The sequence below is a fragment of the Bacillus sp. LR_5 genome, from assembly GCF_042709275.1.
This window is the reverse complement of the sequence record NZ_JAVAXX010000558.1, coordinates 1-1,701: the sequence shown is the minus strand read 5'-3', so window position 1 is coordinate 1,701 and position 1,701 is coordinate 1. Positions and strand designations below refer to the sequence as shown.

4 protein-coding genes and 1 pseudogene are annotated in these 1,701 nt (G+C 37.7%); 4 read left to right on the top strand and 1 reads right to left on the bottom strand.

The features are described from left to right. The first annotated feature begins 77 nt into the window (after nucleotides 1–77). The 4 genes from sspO (at nucleotide 78) to yneK (ending at nucleotide 1,537) form a co-directional block, all read left to right on the top strand. Entirely contained in the window at nucleotides 78–224 is a 147-nt protein-coding gene (sspO, locus tag RAC86_RS38435; protein ID WP_003244839.1) for an acid-soluble spore protein SspO, read from the top strand. A 31-nt stretch (nucleotides 225–255) separates the two neighbouring features. Then, a complete protein-coding gene (locus tag RAC86_RS38430; RefSeq protein ID WP_003221237.1) occupies nucleotides 256–402 on the top strand; it encodes a small acid-soluble spore protein P in 147 nt (48 codons plus the stop codon). An 80-nt stretch (nucleotides 403–482) separates the two neighbouring features. Continuing rightward, a complete protein-coding gene (gene cotM, locus RAC86_RS38425; protein ID WP_072592538.1) occupies nucleotides 483–875 on the top strand; it encodes an outer spore coat protein CotM in 393 nt (130 codons plus the stop codon). Between the two features lie 233 nt (nucleotides 876–1,108). Then, complete coding sequence (gene yneK / locus RAC86_RS38420) at nucleotides 1,109–1,537, top strand: DynA interaction protein YneK (protein ID WP_003231580.1); 429 nt, start codon at nucleotides 1,109–1,111, stop codon at nucleotides 1,535–1,537. A gap of 30 nt (nucleotides 1,538–1,567) precedes the next feature. Here yneK and RAC86_RS38415 read toward each other — a convergent pair. Further along, nucleotides 1,568–1,701, bottom strand: a pseudogene (locus RAC86_RS38415) (CcdC protein domain-containing protein); the annotation flags it as partial.

The following is a 1,701-nucleotide window of genomic DNA, read 5'->3' as shown; positions in this document are numbered from 1 at the left end:
GTACCGGTAATTTTTACTGTTTACGCTCTCTCATATAACACAATAAAAGGAGCCATATTATGATTGAGGTGATAACGATGGTCAAAAGAAAAGCGAATCACGTCATTAACGGAATGAATGACGCAAAAAGCCAAGGCAAAGGCGCCGGCTATATTGAAAACGACCAGCTTGTACTGACTGAAGCAGAACGCCAAAATAACAAAAAAAGAAAAACCAATCAATAACACCGAACTCTTTTAAGGAGGTTCTCATTTTATGACCAATAAGAATACAAGTAAAGATATGCATAAAAACGCCCCTAAAGGACACAATCCCGGCCAACCTGAGCCTCTAAGCGGAAGCAAAAAAGTAAAGAACCGAAACCATACAAGACAAAAGCACAACTCAAGCCATGATATGTAAGAAAAGCAGACCTTAGTGTCTGTTTTTTTATGCGTTCACCCATTTATAATCCACCGCATATGATATAAAGCAAGGTTGATATGTGGAGGAATGCTTCCATGAACCATTCAAAACGCAACGATGCGAATGATTTCGATAGTATGGATGAATGGCTTCGGCAATTTTTTGAAGACCCCTTCGCCTGGTACGACGAAACATTGCCTATTGATTTATATGAAACAAGTCAGCAGTATATTATAGAAGCGGATCTGACTTTTTTACAGCCTACACAAGTAACAGTTACCCTTTCTGGATGCGAGTTCATCTTAACTGTCAAATCGTCAGGACAGACTTTTGAAAAACAAATGATGCTTCCTTTTTATTTTAATGACAAAAACATTCAAGCCGAATGCGAAAATCAAATACTCACAGTCGCCGTTAATAAAGAAACAGAAGATGGCTCTTCTTTTTCTCTTCAATTTCCTCTCAGCTAAACATAAAAAGTCACTTTCATCCCCTATTATGAAAGTGACTTTTTTTCCGTCCATTTATCGTCAAATACCCTCTAGTGACTCTCCCATGGCCAAATAGCAGATTCACTATACAATAGAATATGATCTACTATCTCTTTTGACTAGACGTCTATCACTTTTTTCTATTCTTTTTTTACTGTGTTCTTCTAATCTCTCTTCGTATACAATATGGTTAGAATAAGGGGGAATGATTGATGCTGGAAGGATGGTTTTTATGGTTTATTCTGTTTTGGGTGATCATGATGGTAGTCTTATTATCAATCGGCGGTTTTTTCATGTTTCGAAAGTTTTTAAAGCGTTTACCAAAAGAGGACGGCAGATCAGAGCTTGATTGGCAGGATTACTATATTGAAAACAGCAGACATTTATGGAACGATGAAAACAAACAGTTTCTAGATGAATTGACTGCGCCCGTGCCAGAGCTGTTCAGAGATGCAGCAAAAGCCAAAATCGCAGGCAAAATCGGTGAGCTTGCATTAAAAGAAAAGGTAGCAAAGATTGATCAGCAACTTATGATCAAAGGCTATATTCTCGCAACTCCTAAAAGAGACCATACCTTCTTAAAAAGGCATCTGCGGGACAAAAAAATCGATTTGGAACCTTATCAGACCCTTCTCAAATAAAAAACCTTTCCTGACAAGAGGAAAGGTTTTTTAATTCATTTGAATATTAGCTGACTGCAGCTCGTTATGAAGTTTTCGATATGATAAATACATAGCGATTCTCCAAGGCACAATCATACCGAAAGCCAGAATCCAAAACATTCCGCTCAGTGCACCATAATCAA

Bases quoted from the DNA above. Each gene is read 5' to 3' on its own strand.
- sspO (WP_003244839.1), top strand. From the start codon at position 78: ATGGTCAAAAGAAAAGCGAATCACGTCATTAACGGAATGAATGACGCA.
- RAC86_RS38430 (WP_003221237.1), top strand. From the start codon at position 256: ATGACCAATAAGAATACAAGTAAAGATATGCATAAAAACGCCCCTAAA.
- cotM (WP_072592538.1), top strand. From the start codon at position 483: ATGTGGAGGAATGCTTCCATGAACCATTCAAAACGCAACGATGCGAAT.
- yneK (WP_003231580.1), top strand. From the start codon at position 1,109: ATGCTGGAAGGATGGTTTTTATGGTTTATTCTGTTTTGGGTGATCATG.